24 protein-coding genes are annotated in these 25,394 nt (G+C 71.2%); 8 read left to right on the top strand and 16 right to left on the bottom strand.

Translation table 11 applies throughout. The features are described 5' to 3' along the window. Positions 1-77: 77 nt before the first annotated feature. From OG738_RS12560 to OG738_RS12550, 3 genes are all read left to right on the top strand, one after another. Positions 78-1,115: a LacI family DNA-binding transcriptional regulator gene (locus tag OG738_RS12560; protein ID WP_329053807.1), complete on the top strand. Its 1,038-nt coding sequence runs from the start codon at positions 78-80 to the stop codon at positions 1,113-1,115. Between the two features lie 69 nt (positions 1,116-1,184). Beyond that, entirely contained in the window at positions 1,185-2,051 is an 867-nt protein-coding gene (locus OG738_RS12555) for a LacI family DNA-binding transcriptional regulator (protein WP_329053806.1), read from the top strand. Positions 2,052-2,160: 109 nt separating this feature from the next. Beyond that, positions 2,161-3,675, top strand: coding sequence for a hypothetical protein (locus OG738_RS12550; RefSeq protein WP_329053804.1), 1,515 nt, complete (start codon positions 2,161-2,163; stop codon positions 3,673-3,675). Between the two features lie 9 nt (positions 3,676-3,684). On the opposite strand, the gene OG738_RS12545 is transcribed toward OG738_RS12550, so the two are convergent. Beyond that, a complete protein-coding gene (locus tag OG738_RS12545) occupies positions 3,685-4,674 on the bottom strand; it encodes a glycoside hydrolase family 76 protein (RefSeq protein WP_329053802.1) in 990 nt (329 codons plus the stop codon). Positions 4,675-4,725: 51 nt separating this feature from the next. Between OG738_RS12545 and OG738_RS12540 the strand changes: the two genes are divergently transcribed. Together OG738_RS12540 and OG738_RS12535 are read left to right on the top strand one after the other, a co-directional pair. Next, positions 4,726-6,864: a molybdopterin oxidoreductase family protein gene (locus OG738_RS12540; protein ID WP_329053800.1), complete on the top strand. Its 2,139-nt coding sequence runs from the start codon at positions 4,726-4,728 to the stop codon at positions 6,862-6,864. An 81-nt stretch (positions 6,865-6,945) separates the two neighbouring features. Then, a complete protein-coding gene (locus OG738_RS12535; RefSeq protein ID WP_329053799.1) occupies positions 6,946-7,926 on the top strand; it encodes a cellulase family glycosylhydrolase in 981 nt (326 codons plus the stop codon). Here the strand turns inward: OG738_RS12535 and OG738_RS12530 are convergent, their stop codons facing one another. The 11 genes from OG738_RS12530 to OG738_RS12480 all read right to left on the bottom strand — a co-directional run bounded on the left by OG738_RS12530 (position 7,927) and on the right by OG738_RS12480 (position 16,316). Continuing rightward, positions 7,927-8,583, bottom strand: a complete 657-nt coding sequence (locus tag OG738_RS12530; protein ID WP_329053797.1) for a TrmH family RNA methyltransferase — start codon at positions 8,581-8,583, stop codon at positions 7,927-7,929. It abuts the gene before it with no gap. A gap of 14 nt (positions 8,584-8,597) precedes the next feature. After that, entirely contained in the window at positions 8,598-8,987 is a 390-nt protein-coding gene (locus OG738_RS12525) for a DUF2784 domain-containing protein (RefSeq protein ID WP_329053796.1), read from the bottom strand. Positions 8,988-9,283: 296 nt separating this feature from the next. Then, positions 9,284-9,709 carry an Asp23/Gls24 family envelope stress response protein gene (locus OG738_RS12520; protein ID WP_329053795.1) on the bottom strand — a complete coding sequence of 142 codons (426 nt, stop codon included), beginning with the start codon at positions 9,707-9,709 and terminating at the stop codon, positions 9,284-9,286. Positions 9,710-9,778: 69 nt separating this feature from the next. After that, on the bottom strand, positions 9,779-10,090 hold the full coding sequence (locus tag OG738_RS12515) for a hypothetical protein (protein WP_329053794.1): 312 nt from the start codon (positions 10,088-10,090) through the stop codon (positions 9,779-9,781). Next, positions 10,087-10,443 (bottom strand): Asp23/Gls24 family envelope stress response protein, encoded by a 357-nt coding sequence (locus OG738_RS12510; protein WP_329053793.1) that lies wholly within the window; start codon positions 10,441-10,443, stop codon positions 10,087-10,089. The genes OG738_RS12515 and OG738_RS12510 overlap by 4 nt, the downstream gene beginning before the upstream one ends. Continuing rightward, positions 10,440-11,009, bottom strand: coding sequence for an Asp23/Gls24 family envelope stress response protein (locus OG738_RS12505; RefSeq protein ID WP_442875893.1), 570 nt, complete (start codon positions 11,007-11,009; stop codon positions 10,440-10,442). Before OG738_RS12505 ends, OG738_RS12510 begins: the two co-directional genes overlap by 4 nt. Beyond that, positions 11,000-11,554 carry an RNA polymerase sigma factor gene (locus OG738_RS12500; protein ID WP_329053791.1) on the bottom strand — a complete coding sequence of 185 codons (555 nt, stop codon included), beginning with the start codon at positions 11,552-11,554 and terminating at the stop codon, positions 11,000-11,002. Before OG738_RS12500 ends, OG738_RS12505 begins: the two co-directional genes overlap by 10 nt. A gap of 80 nt (positions 11,555-11,634) precedes the next feature. Next, positions 11,635-12,198 (bottom strand): orotate phosphoribosyltransferase, encoded by a 564-nt coding sequence (gene pyrE / locus OG738_RS12495; protein ID WP_329053790.1) that lies wholly within the window; start codon positions 12,196-12,198, stop codon positions 11,635-11,637. Positions 12,199-12,225: 27 nt separating this feature from the next. Further along, positions 12,226-14,673, bottom strand: a complete 2,448-nt coding sequence (locus tag OG738_RS12490; RefSeq protein ID WP_329053788.1) for an ABC transporter permease — start codon at positions 14,671-14,673, stop codon at positions 12,226-12,228. Further along, positions 14,673-15,407: an ABC transporter ATP-binding protein gene (locus OG738_RS12485; protein WP_329053786.1), complete on the bottom strand. Its 735-nt coding sequence runs from the start codon at positions 15,405-15,407 to the stop codon at positions 14,673-14,675. The genes OG738_RS12490 and OG738_RS12485 overlap by 1 nt, the downstream gene beginning before the upstream one ends. A gap of 75 nt (positions 15,408-15,482) precedes the next feature. Beyond that, positions 15,483-16,316, bottom strand: coding sequence for an SDR family NAD(P)-dependent oxidoreductase (locus OG738_RS12480; RefSeq protein ID WP_329053785.1), 834 nt, complete (start codon positions 16,314-16,316; stop codon positions 15,483-15,485). Positions 16,317-16,386: 70 nt separating this feature from the next. Between OG738_RS12480 and OG738_RS12475 the strand changes: the two genes are divergently transcribed. After that, entirely contained in the window at positions 16,387-17,016 is a 630-nt protein-coding gene (locus OG738_RS12475; protein WP_329053784.1) for a hypothetical protein, read from the top strand. Here the strand turns inward: OG738_RS12475 and OG738_RS12470 are convergent. From OG738_RS12470 to OG738_RS12455, 4 genes are all read right to left on the bottom strand, one after another. After that, positions 17,013-17,771, bottom strand: a complete 759-nt coding sequence (locus OG738_RS12470; RefSeq protein WP_329053782.1) for a hypothetical protein — start codon at positions 17,769-17,771, stop codon at positions 17,013-17,015. The two genes, OG738_RS12475 and OG738_RS12470, sit on opposite strands and share 4 nt — an antisense overlap. Before the next feature lie 193 nt (positions 17,772-17,964). Continuing rightward, positions 17,965-20,559: an ATP-dependent chaperone ClpB gene (gene clpB / locus OG738_RS12465; protein WP_329053781.1), complete on the bottom strand. Its 2,595-nt coding sequence runs from the start codon at positions 20,557-20,559 to the stop codon at positions 17,965-17,967. 96 nt (positions 20,560-20,655) lie between these two features. Then, a complete protein-coding gene (locus OG738_RS12460; protein WP_329053780.1) occupies positions 20,656-21,843 on the bottom strand; it encodes an MFS transporter in 1,188 nt (395 codons plus the stop codon). Between the two features lie 99 nt (positions 21,844-21,942). Then, positions 21,943-22,428 (bottom strand): MarR family winged helix-turn-helix transcriptional regulator, encoded by a 486-nt coding sequence (locus tag OG738_RS12455; protein WP_329053779.1) that lies wholly within the window; start codon positions 22,426-22,428, stop codon positions 21,943-21,945. A gap of 308 nt (positions 22,429-22,736) precedes the next feature. Between OG738_RS12455 and OG738_RS12450 the strand changes: the two genes are divergently transcribed. Then, complete coding sequence (locus tag OG738_RS12450) at positions 22,737-23,912, top strand: globin domain-containing protein (protein WP_329053777.1); 1,176 nt, start codon at positions 22,737-22,739, stop codon at positions 23,910-23,912. Between the two features lie 337 nt (positions 23,913-24,249). Then, positions 24,250-25,353 carry an FAD-binding oxidoreductase gene (locus OG738_RS12445; protein ID WP_329056679.1) on the top strand — a complete coding sequence of 368 codons (1,104 nt, stop codon included), beginning with the start codon at positions 24,250-24,252 and terminating at the stop codon, positions 25,351-25,353. Positions 25,354-25,394: the final 41 nt, after the last annotated feature.

The raw sequence follows: 25,394 nt of genomic DNA, 5'->3' as shown, positions 1-25,394 counted from the left end.
TGCCGATGGTCGGGAAGGTAGACAGACTGCACCGTGGACGCAAGCGTTTGCGCAAACGCTTGCCGGAAAGGATTGGCATGGCCCAGCCGAGATCATCGCGGCCGACCCAGCGGGACATCGCCGAGCTCGCCGGCGTCTCGATCACGACCGTCTCGCACGTCGTCAACGGGACGCGGGCGGTCGCCGAGGACACCAAGGCGGCCGTCCTGCGGGCGATCGAGACGACCGGCTACACGGGTGACGCCATCGCGCGCTCGCTGGTGACCGGCGGGACGCGGTCGATCGGGATGGCGATCTCGCTGGTGGCCAACCCGTACTTCGCGACGCTGATGCAGGCGATCGAGCGCGAGGCGTCGACCCACGGGTACACCGTGCTGCTGGCCGACACGCACGACACCGCCGACACGGAGCGTGACACGGTGCGAGCGCTGCGCTCCCGGCGCGTCGACGGCCTGCTGATCACCCCGGCGCCCGGCGACGGCCCGGTGATCGGCGAGCTGGTCTCGCTGGACGTGCCGACGGTGCTGATCGACCGGCTGACCACCCGCGCCGACGTCGACCAGGTGGGCACCGAGAACATCCAGGCGACCTCGGCGCTGACCGCGCACCTGGCGACGCTCGGGCACCGGCGGATCGGGATGATCAGCGGCGCGCCTGGGCTGTCGACGAGCGAGGAGCGCGTGCTGGGCTACCGGCTGGGGCTCGGCCGGTCCGGGCTGGCGTGGTCGTCCGAGCTCGTGGCCTGCGGGAACTCGTCGCACGAGGGTGGCTCGCTGGCGTTGAGCACACTGCTGGCGCTGCCCGATCCGCCGACGGCGCTGGTCGTCGGGAACGACAGCATGATGGTCGGGGTGCTGCACGAGGCGCGGCGGCGGGGCCTGCGCATCGGGCAGGACCTGCCGGTGGTGGTCTACGACGACGTCGAGTGGGCCGACCTGGTGGACCCGCCGCTCACGACGATGGCCCAGCCGATCGAGGAGATCGGGCGGCAGGCGGTGCGGCTGCTGCTGGCCCGGCTCAACGACCCCGCGCGCAAGGCCGAGACGGTCCGGCTGGCACCCACGCTGCGTCACCGAGAGTCGTGCGGTTGCCCGCCGGTTCACTCACATCAGTGATTCTGCGGGGCTAGCACCTCGGCGTGCCCGCTCAGCGGCTACCTTTCGGCTGAGCGTCTGCGAGGGCTTATGACGGCACTTTCGCCGGAGCTCCGGTTGTGGGACCCCCCGGTCACCTACCGGATCGGCGTCGCGATGGGTACGCACGCGAACCCGTACTCGGGTGAGCTGCTGCGCTCGATCAGGACAGCCGCGGCGCAGGCGGGCTGCGACGTCACCCTGGCCGACACCGGCGACACGGCGAGTGAGGAATCAGCGGTCGTGCGCGCGCTGCGGGCGGACCTCGTGGACGGCGTGCTGCTGGTGCCCTCGGCCGGTGCCGAAGCGGAGATCAACGGCCTGGTCCGGATGGGCGTGCCGACGGTGCTGGTCGACCGCGTCGCCGCCCGCAACGACGTCGACCAGGTGGGCACGGAGAACGTGCACGCGGTGGCGTCGCTGGTGCGGCACCTGACCGAGCGCCGGCACCGCAAGATCGGCTTGATTTCGGGCGACGAGGCCCTGGACATCAGCCGCGAGCGCGTCCGCGGCTACCGGCTGGGCCTGGACCAGGCGGGCCTGCGGTTCAACCGCGAGCTGGTGGAGTGCGGCTTGTCGACGTCGGGCGGAGCGGCCCGCGCGACGGCGAAGCTCCTGGACGGCTGGCCCTCCCCGACGGCGCTGGTGGTGGCGGACGAGTCGATGCTGGTGGGCGTCCAGTACGAGGCCCACCGCCGCGGCATCCGCATCGGCTCGGAGCTGGCGGTCGTCGGCTACGGCGACATGGAGTGGGCCCGCCGGGTGAGCCCGGCGGTGACGACGCTGGCCCAGCCGATCGCGGACATCGGACGGCGGGCGGTGCGGATGCTGCTGTCCCGGATGGCCGATCCGGACGGGCCACCGGAGTCGGTGTCGCTGACGCCGCGTTTCCTGCACGGCGCCTCCTGCGGTTGCTGACCGGACACTGGCCACTTCCGGACGCCACGGAGTGACAATTAGGCTAAATGCGTCACTTTGTTGCTACTCTCGGCGCGCTCGACGGCGAACGAATCGGGGGAAGTGGCGCATGAGCGGTCAGTACCTGAGCGGAAGCGTTTACTCGGCTTCCCTTTCGGCGGCGCTCAACGATTACTGGCAGACGCTGGAGCGCCGCTGGACCAGGGACGCCGGGCAGACTTTGCGCGGCGGCACGAGCCAGATCGACGGCGCGCCCGAGCCCGCCCGGTGGCAGGTCCCGCCCGAGTCGCGAGGTCATCTGACGACCTGCCCGGTCGTCGCCTGGGCCGTCACCGACAGCACGCAGGCCACCCGGCCGTCCGCCCCCTGCGACGGCTGGAGCGTCCCGGACGCGAAGTACGTCGAATGCCGGGCGGCCGACGTCCTTTCCCAGGTCGGCGACTGGGCGTGGGCGAAGCGGGAACAGCTGGCGGCCGCGATCCCGGATCTGGCGGGCGGACCGGAGCTCTCGTCCCTCGACGACGCCCGGCAAAGTCTCCTGAACGTCGACGGGACGATGCGACCGGAGGGCTCAGTCGACGCCTACACGCTGCCCGGAATGGTCGAGAAGCTCTCCGTCCGGGACGACGGCAACAACAACCGGGCGTGGCTGGCCGGCTGGACGGGGCTCGCCGCGAACAGCCTCAAAGGCGGCTTCCTGTCGACGGTCGGCCCCACGCTGAAGAACCAGAGCGTTCTCGTGCGGTGGCTGGCGAACTGCTACTCCGTGCGGGCCACGACGATCCACGCCACGCGGAACAACATCCTCCAGCTCATCGCCCAGGCCACCAGCGAGCTTTTCGAAGCCGCTCCGCCATCGGGCGACACCCCGAAGGAAAGGGTGGCGGTGAACGCCGCCGGCCAGGCATGGGGAATCGTCTCGACGGTCACCAAGGCATTGGGAGAAGAGGCTCCGGAGAGCATCGGCACGGCGCTGAGCCTGATCGACTTCGCGCTGAACCTCCGCGAGGGGAAGCCGAACGAAGACCTGCGGTTCCCGCAGCTGAGCGGCTTCTTCGCCCACTTGGATTCCGCCGTCCGCACCCTCCACAGTGATCTGGACGAGGCCGAAGCGGACTACCAGAAGGCCGTCACGGCCATCGGGCACCGGATCGCCGGCGTCGACCGCACGGTGCTGGAACTCTACGACTTCACGAAGAGCAGTCCCGACGGCGACGACAGCGATCCGTCCGCGTCCGGCCGGTTCGCCGTGGACGTCGTGGTGGTCATGGAGATCGCCCAGCACTGCTACGACGCCGCCGAGATCTACTCCGGCCTGCTGAGCAAGGTCGCCACGGCGTCCTACGCCGACGGGCAGCTCGTGGGCCGCGGCGTCGTGCCCATCGCGGCGGACACGGCGCTGATCGCGTTGCGGGAAGACGTCGAGTCGTTCTTCCAGAAGACGACCGCGCGGTACCTCATGGCGGCCGATCGCATCAAGAAGGCTGCGGAGAAGTACGCGGCGGGCGACGCGGAGCAGAAGGCCCGGCTCAAGGCCGCGATCGCCGATTGGCACGAGACCGGGGAGGACGGCAAGCGCGGCCGGATCGACCTCGACCCGCGCAAGGAAGGCGTCCAGAACTGACCCGCCCGCTCACAGCGTCGCCGCGGCTTCCAGGAGCATCCAGCCGCCCACCTGGACCGACATGTCCCGCTCCGGGGCGTCCGCCGGCAACGGCAACGGCGGCGCCGCGCGGTCCCAGAACGCGCTGAACACCGGGCCCGGCGCCGCGCCCGACCAGCACGCCTCCGCCGACTTCAGGACCAGCGAGCGTGCCACTTCCGCTTCCGGGCCGGGCAACGCGTGCGCCGCCAACGCCAGGTAGCGCGCCAGGATCGCCGCGAACAACCCGCCGTCGCCGCCGCTCTGGCCGCGGAGGACTCCTCCAGGGGCGCACTGCTCAGCCACCGCGCGGACCGTCCTGGCCGCGTCGTCCATTGAGGACAGTTCCAGGCACGCCCCGAGGTAAACCCCTTGGCAGTACGTGTAGATGTGCTTCACCAGCTCGCCCGTGTCCGTGCGAATCCCGTCCCACACCAAGCCGGACGCCGGATCGACCAGAGTGGACGTCATCCAGTCCAGCATCTCGCGGGCGCGAGTCGGGTTCCCCGACCGTGCGTGGAAGATCGCCGCCGGGCCGTTGGCCGGGGCGTTCTTGAACTCGTCGCCGACGCGCCACCAGATGCCGCCGCCCGCCGCGGCCGTCCAGCCCGACAGCAGCTGCGTGTCGATCGCCGCCACCGCCGGGCCGGTGTCGACCCCGAGGGCCGCAACCCGTTGCAGCGCAAGGCCGAGCCACGCGATGTCGTCGTAGTACTCGTTCGTCCAGCGGCCGAAGTTGCGCAGCCGCACCGAACGCACGAACGACCGGATCAGAGCCAAGCGCGACGCGGTGGGTGCGCGCAGCTGGGCGTCGACGAGCGTGTCCAGCAGGTGCGCCTGCCACCAGTAGTTCCAGTGCCAGTGCAGCCGCTGGTCGAGCGACGGGGGCCAGCCGCTGCGGCCGAGGACCGTGCCGGGCAGCGCCCACACCCGGCGCAGGTGCCGCGAAGTCACTGCGCGTTCGGCAGCGGAGACGTCCATGTCGCAATCGTGCCTTGCCCATCGACATACCGCTCGGTATGTTGGGTGGCCATGACGACCGCCCACGTGACCTGCCCGCTGTGTGAAGCCACCTGCGGCCTCGAAGTGACGCTCGACGCGAACCAGCAGGTCACGCGGGTGCTAGGCGACGAGAACGACGTCTTCTCGAAGGGCTACCTCTGCCCGAAGGGCGCGTCGCTCGGGGCGCTGCACCACGATCCCGACCGGCTGACCGCGCCGCTGCTCAAGCGGGGCGGCGAGTTCGTCGAGGTCAGCTGGCAGGAGGCGTACGACGAGATCGACCGCCGTCTGCCACCGATCCTCGAGAAGCACGGCCGGGACGCCGTCGCCGTGTACGCGGGCAACCCCGGCGTGCACAACATCGCGCTCACGCTCTACGGCCGCGTGCTCTACAAAGCCTTGGGCACCAAGAACTTCTACAGTGCGACCTCGGTCGACCAGCTGCCGAAGCACTACTCCGCCGGCACCATGTTCGGCGATCCGCTCGCGATCCCCGTGCCCGACCTCGACCGCACGCGGCACCTGCTGATCCTCGGCGCCAACCCGCTCGTCTCGAACGGCAGCCTGATGACCGCGCCGGACATCCGCGGCCGGCTGCGCGGGATCCGCGAGCGCGGCGGCAAGATCGTCGTCGTCGACCCGCGCCGGACGCGCACCGCGCAGTTCGCCGACGAGCACCACGCCATCCGGCCCGGCACCGACGCGCTGCTGCTGTTCGCGCTGGTCAACGTGCTGTTCGCGGAGAACCGGGTCGCACCCGGACGCCTGGCCGAGCACCTCAACGGCCTCGACGACGTCCGCGAGCTGGCTCAGCCGTTCACCCCGGAAGCCGTCGCCCCGCGCACCGGCATCGACGCCGGGGAAATCCGCCGGCTCGCGCGAGAACTGGCCGATGCGGAAAACGCCGTGGTCTACGGCCGGATCGGCACGACGACGCAGACGTTCGGCACGGTCGCGAGCTGGCTCGTCGACGTCCTCAACGTGCTCACCGGCAACCTCGACGCCCCCGGCGGCGCGATGTTCCCGCTGGCGGCCTGCCAGCCGACCGGGAACCGGCGGCCGTTCGCCGTCGGACGCTGGCACAGCCGGGTGCGCGGCTACCCCGAGGTCGTCGGGGAGCTGCCGGTCGCGACGCTCGCCGACGAGATCGAAACCCCGGGCGAGGGCCAGGTCCGCGCGCTGATCACGGTCAGCGGCAACCCGTGCCTGAGCACACCGAACGCCGGACGGCTCGCCGAAGCCCTGAAGAAGCTCGACTTCATGATCTCCGTCGACGTCTACCTCAACGAGACGTCGCGCCAGGCCGACGTCATCCTGCCCGGCCCGTCGCCGCTCGAACGGCCGCACTTCGACCTGGCCTTCTACCAGCTCTCGGTGCGCAACGTCGCGAACTGGACGCCGGCCACGCTGCCGTCGAAGCTCCCGCAGGAGTGGGAGACGATGCTGCGGCTCACCGGCATCGTCACCGGTCAGGGCCCCGAAGCGGACTTCGCGGCGCTCGACGACTTCGTCGCCGCCGACGTCGCGCGCCGAGCCAAGCTCGAGGTCACCCACGACCGCACCGGTCCCGCGCGGCTGGTGGACCTGATGCTGCGCGCCGGGCCCTACGACGTCACGCTCGCCGACCTCGAAGCCGCGCCGCACGGGATGGACTTCGGGCCGCTGCAGCCGCGGATCCCCGAGGTGATCTGCACGGCGTCCGGCCGGATCGAGCTGGCGCCGCCGGAGGTCGTCGCCGACGTCCCCCGGCTGCGTGCCGAACTGGCGAAACCGGCGGACGACGGCCTCGTGCTGATCGGCAGGCGGCACCTCAGCTCGAACAACTCGTGGATGCACAACCTCAAGCCGCTGATCCGCGGCGGCAACCGCTGCACGGTCCTGGTCCACCCCGAGGACGCCGCCCGCCTGGGCCTCACCGACGGCGCCCTCGCGTCGGTGACGTCCCGCGCCGGAAAGCTCGAAGTCCCGGTCGAGGTGACCGACGAGGTTCGGCCGGGCGTGGTGAGCATCCCGCACGGCTGGGGTCACGACGTCGACGGTTCGCGGACGCAGGTGGCACGCGCGAATCCGGGCGTCAACTCGAACCTGGTCACCGACGAGACGGTGCTGGACGTTCCGTCCGGAACGTCGGTGTTGAACGGCATCCCGGTCGAGGTCGCCCCCGTCTGACGCTTGACACCGGCGACGGTCCGAGCGCATTCTCGCCAGGCATGTTGACGTCAACATCGATCATCGGACATCGGAGTTCGCATGACCCGCCTTCGTCGCTGCCTGCGCGCCCTCCTGATCGCGGTCCTCGCCGCGCCCCTGCTCACGATCCCCCAAGACGCCTCCGCCGCCACCAACGCCTTCCGCGGCGTGAACTGGGCCGACGCCCGCGACAACTACGTGGACGGCTGGGTCATCCCGACCGGCCTCACGGCCGGTGACAGCTACGACGTCGTCCGCACCAAGGCCGACGGCATCATCAGCGGGTTCCAGCAGCAGCTGGGTGCCAACACCGTACGGCTGCCGATCAACCCGCAGAGCGTCAATTCGGACTGGTGGGCACGGTACAAGGGCGCCGCCGACTCCGCGCTGGCCCACGGCATGAAGGTCATCTTCGGCTACTGGGAAGCGAACAAGGACGGCCTCGTCGACGACGTCACCGCGTGGAACACCATGTGGGACAAGGTCACCGGCGACTACGGCGGCAACGGCAGCGTCTACTTCGAGCCGATGAACGAGCCGTTCGGCTACAGCCTGAACTCCTGGGTGTCGCTCTGCTCGACCTGGCTCTCGCGGCACTCGAACATCCCGCGCGGCCGGGTGCTGATCAGCGGCACCGGCTACAACGACAACGTCACGGGCGTCGGCGCGGCGAGCGCGTTGACCGGAACGCTGCTGTCGCTGCACTTCTACGGCTTCTGGGCCTCGGACACGACCCGCTCGGCGTGGACCACGAACCTCAGCAACCGGCTCGGCTCGTACTCCTCGCGCACGGTCATCGACGAGGCCGGCGCCCCGATGACGACCGGGCTGGACTACTCGGCCGGCCACCAGGACGGCAACAACTTCACCGCGTACTTCGCCGCCACCACCGACCTCGCGCGGTCCCGGCAGATGGGCGTCGTCTACTGGCCCGGCCTGCGCTCGGGCGACACCTACTCGATCACGCGGCAGAGCGGCAGCGGCCTGGCCACCAACAACGCGTCGGGCGTGGTCCAGCTGCGCTGGGGCTGGGGGCTGTAGTCACCAGGCGGTCGACAGATCCGCGTGCTGCCGGATCCACGCGTGCATGACGATCCCGGCCGCGACGCCCGCGTTGATCGAGCGCGTCGTCCCGAACTGGGCGATCGACACCACCAGGGACGCCGCCTCCTGCGCGCCCGGCGACAACCCCGGCCCTTCCTGGCCGAACAGCAGCACGCACTCGCGCGGGATTTCCGCCGTCTCGACGGGCTGCGCGCCGGGCGTGTTGTCGACCGCGACCAGCGCCAGCCCCTGCTCGGACGCGAACGAGACCAGCCCGGAGACGTCCTCGTGGTGACGGAGGTGCTGGTAGCGGTCCGTCACCATCGCGCCGCGGCGGTTCCAGCGGCGGCGGCCGACGATGTGGACCTCCGCCGCCGCGAACGCGTTCGCCGTGCGGACGACCGTGCCGATGTTGTGGTCGTGCTGGAAGTTCTCGATGGCGACGTGGAACGGGTGCCGCCGGCTGTCCACATCGGACACGATCGCCTCGCGGCGCCAGTACCGGTACGCGTCCACGACGTTGCGGCGGTCGCCGTCGCGCAGGAGGTCGGGGTCGTACCGCTCGTCGGACGGCCAGTCACCCGGCCACGGGCCGACGCCGACCTCTTCGCGGCTCACCCACTCGGTGGGTCCGGCGTCGGGGGAGGTGCTCACCCCCCGATTGTCGCCTAGCCCAGGCGGACCCGGTGCGTCCGGGCGTCCTCGTGGTCGCGGTGGCGCCAGCGGTGGTAGACGCCGACGTAGGAGTAGACGACCACCGCGATCGCGACGACGCCGATCGCCGGCAGCCACGACTGCGGGAACACCGTGCCGTACAGGTAGTAGGCGTTGAACCCGCCGGGCAAGTCACCGAGGCCCTGCTGGTGGCGGAAGAAGTTCTCCAACGCGGTGAACGGGCACGGCACCGGCGCGACGTTGACCAGGACGCCCCAGGCGACGCCGAGCAGGTGGACGTAGATCAGCTTCGGCCAGCGCCAGGCGATGAAGCCGCCGAAACCGATGAGGAGCAAGGCCAAGATGTGTACCGCGACAGTCACTTCCGCCAGGAACTTCGCCACCACACGCCCCCTTCACCGAACCCCCTACCAGCGACTTTACTCCGCTGATCGAGTTCGGCCGCCCCTGAGATTGCCCCGCTGTGTGATGTTTAACCCACCGGAGCAACCTGTTCACCTTGGCGGTGACGGAGGCGTCACGCCCGGTGGAAATTCCGGTGGGCGTTTTGCCGGGTACTTCGTCGGCTCTTCGTGCGGGTACTGCTCGGGCGGCTTCTTCCACGGTGGCTGGTGCCCCGGCCGCTCCGGCGGCTCGTCGGGCTTCGACGGCTCGTCCACGCTCTCGACGGTACGCCGGATCAGCTGACCCGGTCGGACGGCGCCGGTGCCTCGTCGCCGGGCAGGTGGACGTCGCTGACGGTGATGTTCACCTCGACGACCTGCAGTCCGGTCATCTGCTCGATCGAGGTGACGACGTTGCGGCGCACCGACCGCGCGAGGTCGGCGATGGCGACGCCGTACTCGACCAGGATCTCCAGGTCGACGGCCGCCTGCTTCTCCCCGACCTCGACCGAGACGCCCCGGCCGGCACTGGCCGACGCGCCCGGGATGCGGTCACGCAGCGCGCCGAACGCGCGCGCCGCGCCACCCCCGAGGTCGTGCACGCCGCCGACCTCGCGCGCGGCGAGCCCGGCGATCTTCTGGACCACGGTGTCGGCGATCGTGGTCGTGCCCTGCTTCGTGACGAGGGCAGCGGTCTCGTTCTTTTCGGCCGTCGCGGTCATCGGTGTCCTCCCTGGATGTCCTGAGCCCCAACGCTTTTCGTGGGTAAGGACCCGGAGGACGGGAGAGGGTCACTGTGACGTGGGTCTCGCGAACGCCGCGCCGTCGAGGTCCGTGACGACCAGCCGCAGCCGCGCGTCCGCCCACTCCGTGCCCGCCAGCACCGGGCGCACCGCCGCCGCGGCGCGGTCGAGCAGCGGCGGGATCGGCAGCCGCGTCGCGATCAGGCGGATCTGGACGACCTCCGGCGAAAGGTCGACCGCCAGGCCGGCCCAGTCGACCGGCAGCCAGGTCGTCTCCGGGGAAACCGGGGTCGCCAGGCGGAGACCGGCCACGGCTTCGAGGGCGCCGACGATCTTCTCGACGGCTTCGGCGCCGGTCACCGGGGCTCGATGTCCATGATGGACACCGAAACCTCGGCGACGGCCAGGCCGGTCTGCTCGGTGACGAACCGGCCGACCGCGCGCTGCACGGCCCGGCCCACCGCCGCCGCCTGGTCGGCCGCCGCCGTGACCAGGTCGATCTCGACCGTCACCCGGCCGTCGGCCGTGCGGGCCCGGACGCCGTCGGCCGGCGCCGGGTCGAGGCCCTTCCAGCGCTGCCGGGCGGCTCGCGTCCACGCCGTCACCAGGCCGCGCAGGCCCGGCTCGAGCCGCACGACGCCCGGCGTGCCGATCGCCGCCCGCGCCGCCACCGCGGTGATCACCGGATCGGCGATGACGTACTCCACGCTCATTCCCCTGGCTCCCCGACAGTGTCTTCCGCAAAGATGTCGTCCACCAGCAGGTCGAGCCGCGCCAGCGTCAGCCCCACCCGGGCCGCGGCCGCCGCGGTCACCCGCTCCCGCACCGAGGCCAACGCCGCACCGCCGGTAGCGTTCCGCAGACTCACCGCGAGGGTGAGTTCGACTTCGACGACGCCGTTCGCGCCAGTCCGCACCCGGCAGCGTCGCGCGCGGACACCGTCGACCGTGTCCGCCGCGTACCGCAGCACGGCCGCGACGGCCTGCTCGCTGATCTCGACGAACCCGGGTTCCGGGGTCGGCAGCGCCACCATCGAGCCGCGTCGCACCTCGGCGCGGACCGCGGACATGATCCGGCCGAACAGGGCAGGCGGGACGTCGTCCTCGGCCACCAGTTCCGCGGTGGCCTCGCGCAGGGCCAGCAGGCTTTCGCGGGCGGCCCGGCAGTGCGGGCAGGTCAGCTCGTGCTCGTCGGCCAGCCCGGCGCCGACCGCGTCGAGCCGCTCCCACACCTGCTCGACGTCGCGTTCGCAGGGCAGCTCGTAGTCCGTCATCGCCACGGCTTCAGCACCTCCGCCAGCTGGGCACGGGCCCGCGCGATCCGGCCGCGGACAGCCGTTACGTTCGCGCCGACGACTTCGCCGATTTCGTCGTAGGACCGGCCGTGCACTTCGCGCAGCAGCCAGCACGCCCGCTGTTCGGGCGTCAGCTGCACCAGGGCCGCGTTCAACGCCGCGAGCTGCCCGTTGACCTGCGCGGCCCGTTCGGGCTGCAGGTCCGCCCGCGGCGACTCGGCGGTGTCGAGGTCGACGTCCGCTTGGGGCCGGCGCGCGCGGATGGCATTGAGGCAGCGGTTCGTGGTGGCCCGGTAGAGCCAGCCGACGAACGCGGCGTCCTCACCGAGCTGGCCGAGCTTGCGCCAGGCGTTGAGGAACACCTCCTGCACGACGTCTTCGGCGTCGCCGCGGTGCGCGAGCATCTTCACGGCGAGCCGGAACATCGGCCCCTGGTAGCGCAGCACGAGCTGCTCGTACGCCCGGACATCGCCGTCCTTGGCGCGGCCGACGAGGGTCGCGTCGTCAAGCGGGGTAGCGGCGGTCGTCACGGCACCTCCTCGACAGGAGGACACCGGAGCCGCGGAAACGTCACGGGCTGATTGTCGGTGACCGCGGTCACCGCGGCCAATCAGTCGAGACCGAGGTCGTCCTTGCCCAGGACGTAGCGGTACTCCAGGCCTTCCTTCTCGATGGCCTCCCGCGCCCCGGTGTCGCGGTCGACCACCGTCACCACGCCCACCACGTTCGCGCCCGCTTCACGCAGGGCCTCGACCGCCGTCAGCACGCTGCCACCCGTCGTCGACGTGTCCTCGACGGCCAGCACGCGCTGGCCCCGGACCTCCATGCCCTCGATGCGCCGCTGCATCCCGTGTTCCTTGACGGACTTCCGGACGACGAACGCGTCGAGCACGACCCCGTCGGTCGCCGCGGAGTGGAGCATGGCCAGGGCGACCGGGTCGGCGCCGAGCGTCAGGCCGCCCGCCGCGACGTAGTCCCAGTCCGCCGTCAGCTGGCGCAGCAGCTTGCCGATCAGCGGCGCGGCGGCGTGGTGCAGCGTCGCGCGCCGGAGGTCGATGTAGTAGTCGGCTTCCTTGCCGGACGCCAGGGTCACTTTTCCGTGCACCACGGAAAGATCGGTGACCAGCCTGGCCAGTTCGAGTTTCGCCGCTTGATCCAACCCGGGGTTCGCCACGGCCGAGAGTCTTACACACGGCCGTTCTCACTCCCCGATGGATGTGGCGTCGACCGCACGCCCGCGCGTCGCTGCCCAGGCCGGGACGAGGATCGCGACGAGCGAAAGCACCACGGCGATCGCGAGCACCACCAGGTAGCTCGCCAGTGGCCCGGACGGCAGCACCGATCCGCTCACCACCAGGCAGAACGGCACGATCGCGCCCGCCGAGACGAGCGTCCCGAGCAGCACGGCGATGGCCGCGATCAACCCGCCTTCGACACCGGCCATCCGGAGCACCTGGCCGCGGGTGAACCCGCTCAGCCGCTGCAGCCCGAACTCGCGCCGCCGCTTGGCCGTGGCCATCACCAGCGTGTTCACCACGGAGATCACCGTATACGCGATGATCATCCCGACGAGCAGGTAGTTGACCCACGCGCCGATCTCGTTGCCCTTCGCGTGCGCCGCGATCAGCGCGTCCCGATCACCGACAGCCACCGGCAACCCCGCTGTCGCCTCGCGAAGGCGCGAAGTCAGCGTCGCCGTGTCGACGCCGGGAGCCGCCCGCACCAGCAGCTGCGGCGCCAGTCCGAGCGTCGTGTGCGGGGCCAGCAGCGACGCGGGCAGCACAAGCCGTTCGAACCCGGCGCGCTGGCTCACGACGGCGGACACCCGCACGTCCACCGGCGCGCCGTCGCCGAGCCGCAGCGACAGCGTGTCGCCGACGTGACGGCCGAGCGTGTCCGGCACCTCGACGGCGTTCCCGCTCAGCTCGCTGACGCCGAGCGCGGGCCAGCCGTCTTCGTCGTGGGTCGAATCGAACGGCTTCTCGACGAACACCGTGCTGGTGACGTACTCCGACGCACCGGCGACGCCCGGCGCCGAGCGCACGCGCCCCAGCACCGAACTGTCCAGCCCGTCCGGCCCGGCGACGACCGCGTCCGCGCGCAGGTCCTCGGTGTACGCCTGGTTCGAGACGGCTTCCTGGGTGGTCTGCAGGTAGATGTTGGCGGTCGCGATGCCGACCGCGAGCATGATCGGGGTGACCGCGCCGGCCGTCCGCACCGCACCGACGCGGGTGTTGAGCAGCGCGACCCGGCCGGTGACGCCGCTGACCGCCTGGACCGGCCAGCGCAGCAGCATCGCCGTCACCTTGGTGACGCCGGGGCTGATCGCCGCGAACCCGAACGCCCACAGCATCACCGCGGGGCCGGCCGTGCTGGCCGCGACCGGGCCGGCCATCACGGCGACCGTGACGATCACCAGTGCCGTCCCGCCCGCGAAGCACAGGATCGCGGTGATCAGCCGGATCGGCGTCAGCCAGCGTCGTTCGACGGCGGCTTCGGCCAGCGCTTCGGTCGGCCGGACCTTCGAGGCACGACGGCCGGCGACGAACGAAGCGGCGACGACGGCCAGCAGCGACGCGCCCGCGGCGACCGTCGCCGGGAGCCAGCCCTGCTCGAACCGCAGGACGTCCGGCACGACGTGGTTGGCCGCCAGCTCGCCGAACAGCCAGTCCCCGAGCACCGGGCCGAGCACGACCGCGACGGCCACCGCCAGCACGCCGACGACCAGCGCCTCGCCGAGGACCATCCGCCGCAGCTGCCGCGGGGTCGTGCCGATCGCGCGCAGCAGCGCGAGCTCGCGCTGACGCTGCTGGGTCGACAGCGTGAGCGTGCCCGCGACCACGAACACCATGACCGTCGCCGACAGCCCGCCCGAGACGGCGGCCAGCACGATGAGGTCCTCGCCGCTCTTGCCCACCTCGGGGAACTCGAGGAGACCGCGGTCGACGCCGGTCGTCACGACCCCGGCGTCGCCGACGGCCGCCGCCACCGCGTCGACGTCACCGCCGAAGACGCCGATGGCGTCGAACTGGCCCGGGTGCCCGGAGAGCTTTTCCGCGTCCGAAGCGGAGAAGAACAGCGCGGAGTCCCGCATGGACTGGGGCGCCTTCGCGATGCCGGACACGCGGTACTGACCGATGGTGCCGTGCGCCGCGACGGGCAGAGTGGTCCCGACGGCGATCCCCATGTCGGCGTCAACGACCACTTCACCCGGCTTCGGCGCTTCGCCTGTCAACGCGTACGGCGTCAGCGCGGCGGAGTCCCAGGCATGCCCCAGCGCGCTCAACGCCCCGGCCTGCGCCGCGAAGCTGACCTCGCCGACGACGTTCGTGACGCCCGGGACCGCGCGCAGGCGGTCGGCCAAAGACGCGTCGACGCGGACGCGCTCGGGCAGGGTCGCGTTCTTGACCTTGTGCTTGTCCTCGGGATCGGCGGTCGCCGGGTCTTCTTCCGGCACCGCAAGCGTTTGCTGCCCGCCGACGACGATCGGCGCCGCGGCCAGCCGCTGCACCGGCGTCTCGGACCGGATGCCCGTCTCCATCAGGCCACCGCACGCCGAGACGATCAGCGCGCCGAAGAACACGGCGACGAACGTCGCCAGGAAGCCGCCTTTGCGCAGGCGCAGCGTCCGCATCGCGAGCTTGAACATCACACCGCCAACCGGTCCCACGCGCCGAGACGGGTCATCCGCTCGGCGACGGCTTCGGCGGTCGGCCGGACCAGCCGTCCGGCGATCCGGCCGTCGGCCAGGAAGACGACCTCGTCGGCGTAGGACGCGGCGACCGGGTCGTGCGTCACCATGATCACCGTCTGGCCGGACGCCCGGACGGACTCGCGCAGCAGGCCGAGCACGTCGGCGGCGGTGCGGGTGTCGAGTGCGCCGGTCGGCTCGTCGGCGAAGAGGACGGCCGGGTCGGTGACCAGCGCCCGCGCGATCGCGACGCGCTGCTGCTGGCCGCCGGACAGCTGACCGGGCAGGTGCTTGCGGCGCCCGTCGAGGCCGACGTGCGCGAGGATCCGCGCGACGAGCCGCTTGTCCGGGCGCTTGCCGGCGAGTTGCAGCGGCAGCACGACGTTCTGCTCGACCGTCAGCGCCGGGAGCAGGTTGAACGCCTGGAAGACGAAGCCGACGCGGTCGCGGCGCAGCTTCGTCAGGTACGTCTCGCTCTTGCGGTCGAGGTCCTGGCCGTCGAGCACGACGCGGCCCGACGTCGGCCGGTCGAGGCCCGCCGCGCAGTGCAGGAACGTGCTCTTGCCCGACCCGGACGGGCCCATCACCGCGGTGAACCCGCCGCGCGGGAACGAGATCGAGACCCCGTCCAGCGCGACCACGCCGTCGTACTCCTTGCGCACGGCCTCGAGCCGAACCGCCTCATTCGTCATGGGGAAAACGCTATTGAGGCGACACCCCGGTCACCCTGGTGCGCACGCGCGTCTTCCAGGTAGGGACAGCCCTACTCAGGTGCGGCCCTTGCCGCCGAAGCCGCCACTGATCCGGCGCAGCACGGCGCGCGGCAGCAACCCGCCGATCGCGACGACGGCCTTGTACTGCAGGCTCGGCACCGAGATCACCTTGCCGCGCCGCAGGTCCGCCAGCGCCTCGCCGACCACCTGTTCGACACCCAGCCAGGCGATTTTCGGGCCGGGCTTCCCGATACCGGCCCGCTGGTGGAACTCGGTCGCGGTGAAACCGGGGCACAGCGCCATCATCCGGACACCCTTCGGCAGCGACGCGGCGATGCCTTCGGTGAACGACGTGACCCAGTTCTTGCTCGCGGTGTACGTCGAGCCGCGACCGCTGAAGAAGCCCGCGACACTGCTGACCTGGATGATCTCGCCGTGACCGCGCTGGATCATGCCGGGCAGCACGGCCCTGGTCAGCCGCAGCACGGCCGTGACGTTGACGTCGAGCTGGCGCTGCAGCGCGTCCGGCGGGATCGTCCAGAAGTCGCCGTTCAGCCCGAACCCGGCGTTGTTCACCAGCAGGTCGACCGGACCGGCGGCGAGCCGCTCCTCGACCGCCGCTCGTCCGTCCACTTCGGACAGATCGGCGGCGAGCACCTCGACGCCGACACCGTGCTTTTCCCGCAGCTCAGCGGCGTAGGCCTCCAGGCGCGCGGTGTCGCGGGCGACGAGCACCAGGTCGTACTTCTCGGCGGCGAGCGTGCGCGCGAACTGCGCGCCGATGCCCGCGGTGGCTCCGGTGATCACGGCGGTGTGACGTCCGGGACTTCGCCCCTGGCCGGGGGCTCCGCCACCCGGACCCCCGGCAAAGAAGTTGGTGGTGGTCATGTGGGTGAACGATACCCACAGGTCAGGGCCTCCGGGTGCAGCCGTTTCGGCCTCGGGTTATCGTCCGCGCATGGGTAAGCACAGCAGGCGCAAAAGCGGCTTCGTGCCCAAGATCGCCGCCGGCGCGGCACCCGTGGCCCTCTTGTTCGCGGCCCCCGCGGCGGCGTTCGCCACCCCGGCCGGGATCGCCCTGCCGGTGGGTTCGGACCACCACGACCTCCGCCTCGGTTCGACGGCGGTGGCGACGAACGGCGAGCAGCGGCTGACCCACGGCGTCGCCGAGACCCGCCACACCGGCGTCTGGCTCCCGGGTGACGCCGACGTGCTCACCGAGAACGCCGAGCGGGTCGACCCCGGCTCGGGCGGCTTCACCGGCGACCTCGGAGTGCACCGCTCGTCGGGGCAGGGCGTGGACCTGGGCGGGCTCGGCGCGATCGGCGCGACGTCCGCCCAGCACGTGACCGGCAGGCTCGGCGTCGGCCAGGAGCACGAGCTCGGCGGCGGGCTGGGCCCGGCGTCAGGAGTGCTGAGGACGACCCAGAGCGCGGGCTCGGGCGCGGTGAACTCGATCAGCGGCACCTTCGACGTCGACCACGTGGTGCACGTCGAAAACGGCGTGACCACGTCGGTGCGCGGCACCCTCGACCAGCACCAGTCGGTGTCGGCGAGCGTGCTGGACCAGCCGGTCCTCGACTTCTAGTCCTGCGTCGACGGGTCCGCGGGCGGCTGCTGGACCGGCGTCCCGGCGGCCGGGGTCGGCGGGTTGCCGCCGGTGGACGGGATCGGCGCGCTCGCCTGGTGGCGGCCCGCGTCGTAGTCCTCGTCGAACGGGTCGACGATGTCCGCGATCTCGCCGAGGTCGCGCAGCAGCCGCTCGAGGCGCGACGGGCCCGCGGTCGGGGCCACGCTGGCGAGCACCCACTCGTTCTCGAGCCAGGCCACGCCGACGTCGCCGCCGAGCTGGTCCGCGGCGTCGACGAGCTCCTGGGTGATCACCGCGCGAGCGCCGTCGGCGTCGTCGGCGAAGGCGTAGCGCGAGCCGATCGGGCCGAGCATCTCGGGCATGTCGGCGCGCTGGAACGGCACGCTGGACAGCCACATCTCGATCGGGATCCGGTGCTTCTTGTTGCAGCGCACGGCGACGACGACCGCCGGGATCTGCCCCTCGGACTCGATGTCGAAGATGAACACGGGACGGCGGCCGTCGGAGGTGAAGGTCGAGCCCGCGACGACGTTCACGGCGGCGTCCGCGCCGAAGTAGCCGATGGCGCCGCCTGCCCACTGCTGCGGCAGCCGTTCGTCCTCTTCGACGAACTGCCAGCCGCGCAACTGCGCCCAGCGCATGCGCTCGCGGTTGCGCGAGCCCTCCTTCGCCCGGTCGGCCGCGAGCAGCCCGAGGCCCGCCACCAGGGCGACGGCCGCGATGACGAACCAGATCCACGCCGGAATACCCACGACGTGCAGGGTATCGCCTGCTACGCCGAAGAGATGATCGCCGGTACCCGTGTCGCCGGGCCCGTTCGGACCATTTCCCCGCGCCCGGGTCGACAAATCGTCACGAACCACCACTGTGGACGCCCGCGAAGCGCCATGAGGGGCACCCCCATGGACGTGAAGACCATGAAGGTGCCCCTGATGACCCTGCGGGTCAGACGCGCTCGACGGTCAGCGCGTCCCCGGCTTCCAGTGCCGGGATGTCGACCCGGACCGTGTCGCCGTCGCGGACCTCGCCGGACAGCAGCTCCTTCGCCAGCTTGTCGCCGATCGCCGACTGGACCAGCCGCCGCAGGGGGCGGGCACCGTAGATCGGGTCGAAGCCGTTGAGCGCGAGCCACTCGCGGGCGCCGTCGGTGACCTCCAGGTTCAGCCTGCGCTGCGCCAGCCGCGCGGCCAGCCGCGCCACCTGGATGTCCACAATGGACGTCAGCTGCTCGGTGCCGAGCGAGTGGAACACGACGATGTCGTCGAGCCGGTTGAGGAACTCCGGCTTGAACTGCCGCTGCACCGTCGACAGCACCGCGTCCCGCCGCTGCCGCTCGTCCAGGTTCGGGTCGGCGATGGCCTGCGAGCCGAGGTTCGAGGTCAGGATCAGGATGGTGTTGCGGAAGTCCACCGTCCGGCCCTGGCCGTCGGTCAGCCGCCCGTCGTCGAGGACCTGCAGCAGCACGTCGAAGACGTCCGGGTGCGCCTTCTCCACCTCGTCGAGCAGCACCACCGAGTACGGCCGGCGCCGGACGGCCTCGGTCAGCTGCCCGCCCTGGTCGTACCCGACGTAGCCCGGCGGGGCACCGACCAGGCGCGCCACCGAATGCTTCTCGGCGTACTCGCTCATGTCGATGCGCTGCATCGCGCGCTCGTCGTCGAACAGGAACTCCGCCAGCGCCTTCGCCAGCTCGGTCTTGCCGACGCCGGTCGGGCCGAGGAACAGGAACGAGCCGGTCGGGCGGTCGGGGTCGGCGACGCCGGCCCGGCTGCGGCGCACCGCGTCCGAGACGACCTGCACGGCTTCCTGCTGCCCGATGACCCGACGGCCGAGTTCCTCTTCCATCCGGAGGAGCTTGCCGGTCTCGCCCTCGAGCAGCCGTCCGGCCGGGATGCCGGTCCACGCGCTGACCACGTCCGCGACGTCGTCCGCGCCGACCTCTTCCTTCAGCATGACGTTCTGCTGGCTGGCCTCGCTCGCCGCGGTGGCCGCTTCGAACTCCTTCTCCAGCGCCGGGATCCGGCCGTAGCGCAGCTCGGCGGCCTTGCCCAGGTCGCCGTCGCGCTCGGCGCGTTCGGACTCGCCGCGCAGCTGCTCGAGCTGCTCCTTGAGCTCGCGGACGCGCTCGATCGAGCCCTTCTCGTTCTGCCAGCGCGCGGTCAACGCGGTCAGCGTCTCCCGCTTCTCGGCCAGCTCGGCGCGCAACGCGTTGAGCCGGTCCTTCGAAGCCGCGTCGCTCTCCTTGGCGAGCGCCATCTCCTCGATCTCGAGACGGCGGACCGCCCGCTCGACCTCGTCGATCTCCACCGGCCGCGAGTCGATCTCCATGCGCAGCTTGGACGCGGCCTCGTCGACCAGGTCGATGGCCTTGTCCGGCAGGAAGCGCGCGGTGATGTAGCGGTCGGACAGCGTCGCCGCGGCGACCAGCGCGGCGTCCGTGATCCGGACACCGTGGTGCACCTCGTAACGCTCCTTCAGCCCGCGCAGGATCGCGATGGTGTCCTCGGGCGACGGCTCGCCGACCAGCACCTGCTGGAAGCGCCGCTCCAGGGCCGCGTCCTTCTCGATGTGCTGGCGGTACTCGTCGAGCGTGGTCGCGCCGACCATCCGCAGCTCACCGCGGGCGAGCATCGGCTTGATCATGTTGCCCGCGTCCATCGCGCCTTCACCGGTGGCACCGGCGCCGACGATGGTGTGCAGCTCGTCGATGAACGTGATGACCTCGCCCGCGGAGTCGGTGATCTCCTTGAGCACGGCCTTCAGCCGCTCCTCGAACTCGCCGCGGAACTTCGCGCCGGCCACCATCGACCCGAGGTCGAGGGCAACGACGCGCTTGCCGCGCAGCGACTCCGGCACGTCCCCGGCGACGATGCGCTGGGCCAGCCCCTCGACGATGGCCGTCTTGCCGACGCCCGGCTCGCCGATCAGGACCGGGTTGTTCTTCGTGCGCCGCGACAGCACCTGCACGACGCGGCGGATCTCGGTGTCCCGCCCGATGACCGGGTCGAGCTCGCCGGCGCGGGCGCGCTCGGTGAGGTCGACGCCGTACTTCTCCAGCGCCTTGAACGTGCTCTCCGGGTCCGCGCTGGTGATCCGGGCGGAGCCGCGGACCTTGGCGAACGCCTCCTGCAGCGCGTCCGGCGTCGCGCCGTGGCGCTTGAGCAGGTCGGCCACCTGGCCGCCTTCGGTGGCGAGCCCGACGAGCAGGTGCTCGGTCGAGACGTACTCGTCGCCCAGCTCGGTGGCGAGTTTCTGCGCGCGCGTCAGCGACTTGACGGCGAACGTGTCGAACTGCGGGCTCGACACCGTCGCGCCGGTCGCCGACGGCAGGGCCGCGATCAGCGGCTCGAGCTCCTTGTGCACCACCCCCGGGTCGGCCCCGACCGCGGTCAGCAGCGGTGCGGTCAGCCCCTCACCCTGCGCCAGCAGGGCGCCCAGCAGATGGGCGGCCGACACGTGCGGGTTGCCGGCCATGGTGGCTGCCTGCGCCGCGGACGAGATCGCCTGCTGGGTCTTCGTGGTCGGGTTGAAAGCGTCCATCCCTCACCTCATGCTCGATACACCAAAAGTCCAGGTGACAGGCCTGACCGAGACCTGACACTATCCTCAACGCAGGAAAACTTGAGTCTGTTCCGCTCAACTCTGACCGGGTGCGACGGCGTCCGCCGGCAACCGCGACCCGAGCATCCCGAGCCCGGCCACGGCGACGCCGGCACACGCCCCGACCAGCACCCAGGGTAACCAGTCGGCGACCGAGAACAACGCCACCACGGCGGGCGCGAGCACCTGCGCCATGGTGAACGCGTACTGGTACGCAGCGAGATAACGCCCGCGAGCCACCGGAGGTGCCGCGGCTTCGGCCAGTGCACCCGAACGCGGGCCGAAGACGAGATCGCCGGCGGCGAACACCAGCGTCGACGCCAGGAGGTACACCACGCGCCAGCCGTCGGGCACGAGGAGCACGCCGAGGCTGATCACGCACCACGCCGCGAACAGCGCCGAGCCCGCGCGCATCGCCGTGATCCGGGTCAGCCGGGCGGTGAGCCGCAGCGCGAGCGTGCCGCCGACGCTCGTCAATACGGTCAGCAGCGCAAGGATCGCGCCGGGCAGCCAGGCCGGGCCGTGCAGCCGGTCGAACACGAAGACCGGCGTGCCGATCAGGAAGAACTCGAGCGAGAGCCCGAAGAGCCCGCTGAACAGGATCAACGCGAGGTACGGCCGGTCGCGCAGCACCTTGACCGAGCGTTCGCAGTGCTGCTTGTGCGGCCGCGCGAGCTGGACGAACAGGGCGAGGATCGACGCGGCCACGACGAACGTCGCGGCGTCGAGGAGGAGCGCGATCCGGTAGCCGTCCGCGCCCAGCCAGGTCAGCAGCGCGCCCGCGACGAGCCCGCCGAGGCCGAAGCAGCCGGCCCGCACCATCCCCACCTCGGCGAACGGCCGATCCTTCGGGACGTCGCCCGCGACGTCGGCGATGAGCACGAACAGGGAGCTGTAGAACAGCTGCTGCCCGGTGGCGAGCAGGACCGCGGCGCCCACGACCGCGCCGGCGGCGTCGGCGAGCAGGTACGCGCCCGCGCCGGCGGCCTGCAGCAGCTGGGCCCCGACGACGACGGCCCGCGGCCCGACGCGGTCGACGAGCCGGCCGGCCAGCGGCGGCACGGCGAGGCCGCCGACGGTACCGAGCGTGACAGCTGTGCCCGCCATCGCGAGCGGCACGCCGATCACCTGTGTCACGTAGACCAGTGCCAACGGGAGGAAGAGACCTGAGCCGAAGTTGTCGATCCCCAGCGCGCACAGCAGTGCGACCCGGCTACGCGTCACCTATCGACGTTAACCCTGTGGCGCGCCGCCAAGTCAGGCCCGAACGGACACATTCCGGCGTGCAAAATGCAACTCCCGGTGTTACCCGTTCGCCAGGCGTCACTTGGTCGTGTCGGCCAGGCACGCGGCGCTGCCAAGAGCACGGCGCAGGTCGGCGTTCATCTCGGCGAGCCGTCCGGTGAGGTCGGTGACACGCTCGTCGTCCCAGCCGCCGAGCGCCCGCTCCATGAACTCCAGGTAGTTGGTCCGCCAGCGGGCGAGCTCGGACCGGCCCTTCTCGGACACGCTCACCAGGGATGCCCGGCCGTCCTCGGGCGCGGGACGGCGGTCGACGAGCCCGGCGTCCCGCAGCTGCGTGATCTGCCTGCTGACCACCGACAGGTCGACGAACCGGCGCTTGGCCAGCTCGGACGGCCTGGCTTCGCCGTTCTTCGCGAGGTCCGACAGCAGCATCGCGGCCGCCGGGTGCAACCCCGGCTGGTCCTGCCAGGCCTGCATGACCCAGGCGTGCTGGAGCTGCGACGCGGTCTTCAGCTCGCGCATGAGCTCGACCCGGACGTCGTCGTCGGTGTCGTCGAAGCCCATCGGCCCTCCTGCCACAGCCATTACTTGTGTAATACAAGTTTATTGCCGATCGCTTGCGCGAGCAAGGATCACCCCGGTGAGGTCGCCCACGCCGTGACAGCCGGCAGTACACCCGGTCGGAGCAACAATGCGGGCAAAAGGCTGCCTGGCGGCTACCCTGCGGACGGACCGCGCGCGCGGCGCGGACGAGTGACGAGGTGGCAGCAGTGACGACGGACCCAGGAGGCGGCTGTGCACGGAACCGCCGTCCCGGCGGTGGCTGACCGCGTGCCGCCGTTCACCCGTCCCCGACCAGCGAACCCACGTCCATGACAGCCGATTCGGTCAGCCCGCTCCCCAGGTCCTCGGCCCCGCGTGAAGCCCCCGCCGCCGTCGTCGCGATGGTCCGGCTCATCCGCGACAGCTGGGCGAAGTCGGAGCCCTACATCGCCGAGATCTCGCAGTTCTTCTACGGGATGCTGTTCACGCTCGCGCCGACCACGCGCGACTTCTTCCCCATCAACATGGAGATCCAGCGCGGCCGCCTGGTGCGCGCGCTGGTGCACATCGTGCAGATGGTGGACCGGCCCGACGACCTCGCGCCGTTCCTGCGCCAGCTGGGCCGCGACCACCGCAAGTTCGGCGTGGTGCCCCGGCACTACGAAGCCGTCGGCACGGCGCTGCTCGCGTCGCTCAAGAACCACCTCGGCCCGGAGTGGACGCCCCAGGTCGAACGGGCCTGGGCCGAGGCGTTCACCATCGCCGCGCGGGCCATGCAGGACGCCGCCGCGTCCGACACGAACCCGCCGTCCTGGCAGGCCACGGTGGTCGAGCACCGGCGGCTGACCTGGGATCTCGCGCTGGTCCGGCTGGTGCCCGACCAGCCCGTGCCCTACCACCCCGGCCAGTACGTGAGCGTCGAAGTCCCGCAGCGGCCGCGGCTGTGGCGCTACCTCTCGCCGGCGAACGCGCCCCGCGAGGACGGCGGCATCGAGTTCCACGTCCGCGCGATCGACGGCGGCTGGGTGTCCAGGGCGATCGTCAGCCACACGCAGCCCGGCGACGTCTGGCGGCTTGGCCCGCCACTCGGGCGGCTGACGGTCGACCGCGAATCGTCACGGGGCGTGCTGATGGTCGCCGGCGGCACCGGCGTCGCGCCGCTGCGGTCGATCCTCGACCACCTCGCGCTGTGGGGCGAGAACCCGAAGACGTGGCTGTTCTACGGCGGCCCGGCCCGTGAGGACCTCTACGACCTCGAAGAACTGCGCGCACTCGCGTCGGTCAACCCCTGGCTGACCGTGACGCCGGTGGTGGAGCGCGGCGGCGACGTCCCCGGGTTCGAGCAGGGCACGCTCGCCGAGGCGATCACGCGGTACGGCTCCTGGCCGGACCACGACATCCTCGTCTCCGGTTCGCCGGCGATGATCCGCGCGACGGTGTCGCGCATGCTGGTCGCGGGCAGCGCACTGGACCAGATCCAGTACGACCCGTTCACGATCGACTAGCAAAGGCAATCCGCTGTCCGGTGCGCATTTCCGCGCAAAACAACAACGGCACCGGATTAATCGGGCGGCGTGATCATTTTTACGCTGTGCCAGCCGGGGTTGACCGCGCGTGGCGAAATTGCTCCGTTCGAGCGGACCGCGCGGAATCACACGCATCTGCACGGGAATTCGCCTACAGTCGGAAACCCTCGGGGGCGGCACCGCACGGCGACGCCGCACGCACGGCGCAAAGAATCCCTTGCACGACTGGAGATTACCGTTCCCGATGAGCGCTGAATCCGTGAAGATCTTCGCACCGCCGCAGACCGTCCCCGTTTCGACCGTGGAGGGTCGCGAACTGGCTCGGCTGATTCGTGAAAGTTTTGCGGAGATCGAACCGAAAGCCGACGAAGTGGCACAGTACTTCTACGGCGTGTTGTTCGTGGTCGCGCCGGATTGCCGCGATCTGTTCCCGGTCACCATGACGAACCAGCGGAGCCGGTTGCTGCGCGCGCTCGTGTACGTGGTGCAGATGGTCGACCGGCCCGACGAGCTGGTCACCTTCCTCGGCCAGCTGGGCCGCGACCACCGCAAGTTCGCCGTCGTCGCCCGCCACTACGACGCCGTCGGCGTCGCGCTGCTGCTCGCGCTGAAACGGTTCCTCAAGCAGAAGTGGACCCACGAGGTCGAATGCGCGTGGACGACGGCGTACGGGCTCATCGCCAAGACCATGCGCGAGGCCGCGCAGGCGGAGACCGGGCCGGCGTCGTGGGCGGCGCGGGTGCTCGACCACCGCAAGCTGTCCCAGGACGTCGCGATGGTGCGGGTGCAGACCGAAGGCCTGCTGCCCTTCCGGGCCGGCAGCTACGTGAGCGTCGAGGTACCGCAGCGCCCGCGGATGTGGCGCTACCTCTCCCCGGCGACCGCGCCGCGCGGCGACGGCCAGCTGACGTTCCACGTGCGCACGGTGCCCGGCGGCTGGGTCAGCGGCGCCATCGTCAACCACACCAAGCCGGGGGACACCTGGCGGCTCGGACCGGCGATGGGCACGCTCACCGTGCGCCCGACCGCGACGAGGAAGCCGCTGCTGATGATCGCCGGCGGGACCGGGGTCACCCCGTTCGTCTCGATCCTCGACGACCTCGCGCACTGGAAGCACAACCCGCCGGTGCACCTGTTCTTCGGGGGCCGAAGACCGGAAGACCTGTACGCGCTGGACGACCTCCGGCGGCTGACCGCGGTGTCGAAGTGGCTGACGGTCACGCCGGTGACCGAGGAGGGCGCGGTGCCGGGCGGCGACCGCGGCACGCTCGCCCACGCGGTGACCCAGCGCGGCGAGTGGCACGACCACGACGTCCTCGTCGCCGGCTCGCCCGCGATGATCCGGGCGACGATCGCGCGGCTGCTGACCGCCGGCGTCGAGCTCGAGCGCATCCGCTTCGACCCGTTCACCCTGGACTGAGGAACTCTCAGCGCACCGCGCACACCAGCCGGATTCTCGCT

Source organism: Amycolatopsis sp. NBC_01488, from assembly GCF_036227105.1.
Classification (GTDB): domain Bacteria; phylum Actinomycetota; class Actinomycetes; order Mycobacteriales; family Pseudonocardiaceae; genus Amycolatopsis.
This window is presented reverse-complemented; position numbering and strand designations above follow the sequence as displayed.

Excerpts from the sequence above, each read along its gene's own strand:
- OG738_RS12560 (WP_329053807.1), top strand. The coding sequence starts at position 78 with ATGGCCCAGCCGAGATCATCGCGGCCGACCCAGCGGGACATCGCCGAG.
- OG738_RS12555 (WP_329053806.1), top strand. The coding sequence starts at position 1,185 with ATGACGGCACTTTCGCCGGAGCTCCGGTTGTGGGACCCCCCGGTCACC.
- OG738_RS12550 (WP_329053804.1), top strand. The coding sequence starts at position 2,161 with ATGAGCGGTCAGTACCTGAGCGGAAGCGTTTACTCGGCTTCCCTTTCG.
- OG738_RS12545 (WP_329053802.1), bottom strand. The coding sequence starts at position 4,674 with ATGGACGTCTCCGCTGCCGAACGCGCAGTGACTTCGCGGCACCTGCGC.
- OG738_RS12540 (WP_329053800.1), top strand. The coding sequence starts at position 4,726 with ATGACGACCGCCCACGTGACCTGCCCGCTGTGTGAAGCCACCTGCGGC.
- OG738_RS12535 (WP_329053799.1), top strand. The coding sequence starts at position 6,946 with ATGACCCGCCTTCGTCGCTGCCTGCGCGCCCTCCTGATCGCGGTCCTC.
- OG738_RS12520 (WP_329053795.1), bottom strand. The coding sequence starts at position 9,709 with ATGACCGCGACGGCCGAAAAGAACGAGACCGCTGCCCTCGTCACGAAG.
- OG738_RS12510 (WP_329053793.1), bottom strand. The coding sequence starts at position 10,443 with ATGAGCGTGGAGTACGTCATCGCCGATCCGGTGATCACCGCGGTGGCG.
- OG738_RS12490 (WP_329053788.1), bottom strand. The coding sequence starts at position 14,673 with ATGTTCAAGCTCGCGATGCGGACGCTGCGCCTGCGCAAAGGCGGCTTC.
- OG738_RS12485 (WP_329053786.1), bottom strand. The coding sequence starts at position 15,407 with ATGACGAATGAGGCGGTTCGGCTCGAGGCCGTGCGCAAGGAGTACGAC.
- OG738_RS12480 (WP_329053785.1), bottom strand. The coding sequence starts at position 16,316 with ATGACCACCACCAACTTCTTTGCCGGGGGTCCGGGTGGCGGAGCCCCC.
- OG738_RS12475 (WP_329053784.1), top strand. The coding sequence starts at position 16,387 with ATGGGTAAGCACAGCAGGCGCAAAAGCGGCTTCGTGCCCAAGATCGCC.
- clpB (WP_329053781.1), bottom strand. The coding sequence starts at position 20,559 with ATGGACGCTTTCAACCCGACCACGAAGACCCAGCAGGCGATCTCGTCC.
- OG738_RS12455 (WP_329053779.1), bottom strand. The coding sequence starts at position 22,428 with ATGGGCTTCGACGACACCGACGACGACGTCCGGGTCGAGCTCATGCGC.
- OG738_RS12450 (WP_329053777.1), top strand. The coding sequence starts at position 22,737 with ATGACAGCCGATTCGGTCAGCCCGCTCCCCAGGTCCTCGGCCCCGCGT.